The sequence below is a fragment of the Protofrankia sp. Cas4 genome (assembly GCF_963555915.1).
Lineage (GTDB): Bacteria > Actinomycetota > Actinomycetes > Frankiales > Frankiaceae > Protofrankia.
The window spans coordinates 1-4,006 of sequence record NZ_CAUVXL010000109.1 but is presented as its reverse complement, the minus strand read 5'-3'; the positions used below and the strand labels follow the sequence as shown (position 1 = coordinate 4,006).

The following is a 4,006-nucleotide window of genomic DNA, read 5'->3' as shown; positions in this document are numbered from 1 at the left end:
TCGTGCTCATGGGCGGCGACCGCGTCCATACCGAGCTCGGTGAGGTAGTCGACCGCGGCACCGAGGCCTACGGCCTGGGAGATCATCGGCGTACCGGCCTCGAACCGGTGCGGGGGCACCGCATAGGTCGACGCCTCCATCGTCACCGTCTCGATCATCTCGCCGCCGCCGAGGAACGGCGGCATGACCTCCAGCAACTCGCCCCGGCCCCACAGCACGCCGATACCGGTCGGGCCGCACATCTTGTGGCCGGTGAAGGCGAGGAAGTCCACCCCGAGCGCGGTCACGTCGATCGGCATGTGCGGCACTGACTGTGATCCGTCCAGGACGGTCAGCGCGCCCACCGCACGGGCGCGGGCGACCAGTGTCGCCACCGGATTGACCGTGCCGAGGATGTTCGACTGGTGCACGAACGAGACGACCTTCGCCCGCTCGGTGATCACCTGATCGAGGTCGGTGAGGTCGAGCCGGCCGTCGTCGGTGAGACCGATCCAGCGCAGCGTGGCCCCGGTCCGCCGGCACAGCATCTGCCAGGGCACCAGGTTGGAGTGGTGCTCCATCTCGGTGATGACGACCTCGTCGCCCGGCCCGAGGCGGAAGCGCGCCGCCTCGGGGCCGGCGAAGGCCGCGTTGCTCATCGCGTAGGCGAGGAGGTTCAGCGCTTCGGAGGAGTTCTTCGTGAAGACGACCTCGTCCCGCCGGGGTGCGCCGATGAAGGCCGCGACCCGGTCGCGGGCGGACTCGTACAGCGCGGTCGCCTCCTCGGCGAGCACGTGGATGCCGCGGTGGACGTTGGCGTTGTGCTGCTCGTAGTAGTCCCGCTCGGCGTCGAGGACACGGGTGGGCTTCTGCGAACTGGCCGCGCTGTCGAGGTAGACCAGCGGCCGGTTGTCATGAACGCGCCGCGCCAGGATCGGGAAGTCCTTGCGGATCCGCTCGACGTCATAGGCCAACCTCGGCTCGCCCGTCCCCCCGGTCCTCAGATCATTTGCAGGGACGGGCGCGTCCCTCACGCCGGTCATCGTCACGCCGCCGTCCCGGCCGGCTCGCTCGCCTTGACATACCGGTCGTAGCCACCGTCCTCCAGGACCGCGGCAAGCTCGGGGCCACCGGAGTCGACGATGCGCCCACCGGTCATCACATGGACGAACTCCGGCTTCACATAGCGCAGGATGCGGGTGTAGTGGGTGATCAGCAGAATGCCGGTCTCCCCGGCCGCGCGGACGGACTCGATGCCGGCGGAGACGATCCGCAGCGCGTCCACGTCCAAGCCCGAGTCGGTCTCGTCCAGAATGGCGATCTTCGGCTTGAGCAGCGCCATCTGCAGGATCTCGTGCCGCTTCTTCTCACCGCCGGAAAAGCCCTCGTTGACGCTGCGCTCGGCGAAGGCCGGGTCCATCTCCAGGCCCGCCATGGCGTCACGGACCTCCTTGACCCACGTACGCAGCTTCGGCGCCTCGCCGCGCACGGCCGTCACCGACGAGCGCAGGAAGTTCGACACCGACACGCCGGGAACCTCGACCGGGTACTGCATGGCGAGGAAGACACCGGCACGGGCGCGTTCGTCGACGCTCATCGCGAGGACGTCGACCCCGTCCAACGTCACCGAACCACTGGTGATCGTATACTTGGGGTGACCGGCGATCGAGTACGCCAGCGTCGACTTACCGGAGCCGTTCGGCCCCATGATCGCATGGGTCTCGCCGCGGCGGATCGTCAGATCCACACCGCGCAGGATCTCCCTCCCCTCGGTGGAATCGGTCTCCACCGAGACATGGAGGTTACGGATCTCAAGGGTCGACACTTGATCAGTCTCCTATATACCGCTGCCGCTATATACCGCTGTATGCCGCTGTGTGCCGCCGTATGTCGCCGTATCCAGCTATGACGGCCCGACGTCGACGAGCACGTCGTCACCGTCGATCTGCACCGGATAGACGGGCACCGGCTCGGTTGCCGGCAACCCGATGGGTTCACCTGTGGCGAGGTCGAACTGCGAGCCGTGCAGCCAGCATTCGATCCTCGCGTCCTCGACCTCACCGTGGGAGAGCAGCACCTCGGCGTGGGAGCACTCGTCGCGGATGGCAAAGACCTGCCCGCCCGCCAGCGCCAGGCATACCGGCTCCCCGTCGACCTCGACGCCGAGCGCGGACTCCTCACGCAGGTCGGACAACGCGCACACGCGCTGGAAACCGCCCACTAGACGACCCCGTCCAGCTCCGCCTCGACCGCCGCGGTGATCCGGTCCCGGAGAGACTCGATCTCGATCCGGTCGACGATCTCGGCGAAGAAGCCCCGGACCACCAGGCGCCGCGCCTCGTCCGCCGGGATGCCCCGCGCCATCAGATAGAACAGCGCCTCGTCGTCGAAACGCCCGGTGGCACTGGCGTGGCCGGCCCCGATGACCTCGCCGGTGGATATCTCCAGGTTCGGCACCGAGTCCGCCCGCGCACCATCGGTGAGAACCAGGTTGCGGTTCAGCTCGTAGGTGTCGGTACCCACCGCATCCGCTCCGATCACTACGTCGCCGATCCACACCGCGTGCGCGCCGGCGCCCTGAAGCGCGCCCTTGTACGCGACCCGACTACGACACGACCGCGGGCCGTGATCGACGAGTAGGCGGTGCTCCTGGTGCTGACCGGCGTCGGTGAAGAACAGCCCGTAGAGCTCGGCGTCCCCGCCAGGCCCGGCATAGGTGACGGTGGGCGACAACCGGACGAGATCGCCACCGAGAGTCACCGTGAACGAACGGAACCGGGCGTCGCGGCCGACCCTGGCCGCGTGCGCGGCGACGTGCACCGCACCCGCGTCCCAGTCCTGCAGCGAGACGAAGGTCAGTGACGCGCTGTCACCAATCGACAGTTCCACGTTACCCGCGAAGATAGCCTGCCCGGTGTGGTCGAGCACCACCGTGACCGAGGCGAACGCCCCGACCTCGACCACCAGATGGGCGTAGGCGATGCCGCCGGAACCGTGCAACCGGACGATCACCGGGGTGTCGGGAGTCGCCTCGGCGGGCACAGTGACCACGACGGCATGCTCGGCCCGGGTCATCGCGAACGCCGACACGCGGTCGGCCGGAGTCAACACCCGCCCGACCCGGGCATCGTCGACGCCGACATGTTCGACCGTGACAGGCTCGGGTGCCTCGACATTCACGGCAAAGGTGGCGTCGGCGTCCGGGCCGGCGAGCAGGCCGCCCAGTCGGCGCAGCGGGGTGAACCGCCACTCCTCCTCGCGACCGGTCGGCAGCGGATGCGCCTGCGGGTCGCGGGAGCGCACCGGACGCGGTCGCCCGTCGGGCCGACCCGCCGACACCCCTGCCTTCGACCCGACCGGTGACCCGGTCGAGGACCCGGCCACCAGCACGGCCGCGGCCGTGCTGGTGGATGATTCCTCGGCTGAACCGTCACGCGAACCGTTGTGGATGGGAGCGGTCACCATCAGCCGACCGCACCTTCCATCTGCAGCTCGATCAGCCGGTTGAGCTCGAGGGCATACTCCATCGGCAGTTCCCGGGCGATCGGTTCCACGAATCCGCGCACAACCATGGCCATGGCCTCGTCCTCGGAAAGCCCGCGGCTCATCAGGTAGAAGAGCTGGTCCTCCCCGACCTTGGACACGGTGGCCTCATGCCCGATTGAGGCGTCGTCCTCCCGGACGTCCACATAGGGATAGGTGTCGGAGCGGCTGATCGTGTCGACCAGCAGGGCGTCACACTTCACCGTCGCCCGTGAGTTGTGCGCGCCCTCCTGGATCTGGACCAGACCCCGGTAGGACGTCCGGCCACCGCCACGGGCCACCGACTTGGACACGATGGTGGACGACGTCCGCGGTGCGGCGTGCACCATCTTCGCGCCGGCGTCCTGATGCTGGCCGGAACCGGCGAACGCGATCGAGAGCACCTCGCCCTTGGCGTGCTCGCCGAGCAGCCACACCGCCGGGTACTTCATCGTCACCTTGGAACCGATGTTGCCGTCGATCCACTCCATGGTGCCGCCGGCCT

General features: G+C 68.5%; 5 protein-coding genes. All 5 read right to left on the bottom strand.

Annotated elements, in window-relative coordinates:
* Positions 1–1,022, bottom strand: a 1,022-nt coding sequence (locus U9979_RS10085) for an aminotransferase class V-fold PLP-dependent enzyme (RefSeq protein ID WP_416219865.1), incomplete at its 3' end; no start/stop codon positions are given.
* A 2-nt stretch (positions 1,023–1,024) separates the two neighbouring features.
* Entirely contained in the window at positions 1,025–1,804 is a 780-nt protein-coding gene (sufC, locus tag U9979_RS10080; protein ID WP_322779157.1) for a Fe-S cluster assembly ATPase SufC, read from the bottom strand.
* 78 nt (positions 1,805–1,882) lie between these two features.
* On the bottom strand, positions 1,883–2,200 hold the full coding sequence (locus U9979_RS10075) for a non-heme iron oxygenase ferredoxin subunit (protein ID WP_322749670.1): 318 nt from the start codon (positions 2,198–2,200) through the stop codon (positions 1,883–1,885).
* Positions 2,200–3,444, bottom strand: coding sequence for a Fe-S cluster assembly protein SufD (gene sufD / locus U9979_RS10070; RefSeq protein ID WP_322779156.1), 1,245 nt, complete (start codon positions 3,442–3,444; stop codon positions 2,200–2,202). The genes U9979_RS10075 and sufD overlap by 1 nt, the downstream gene beginning before the upstream one ends.
* Positions 3,444–4,006, bottom strand: a 563-nt coding sequence (locus U9979_RS10065; protein ID WP_322779155.1) for a SufD family Fe-S cluster assembly protein, incomplete at its 5' end; no start/stop codon positions are given. The genes sufD and U9979_RS10065, both read right to left, overlap by 1 nt.

Excerpts from the sequence above, each read along its gene's own strand:
- sufD (WP_322779156.1), bottom strand. The coding sequence starts at position 3,444 with ATGGTGACCGCTCCCATCCACAACGGTTCGCGTGACGGTTCAGCCGAG.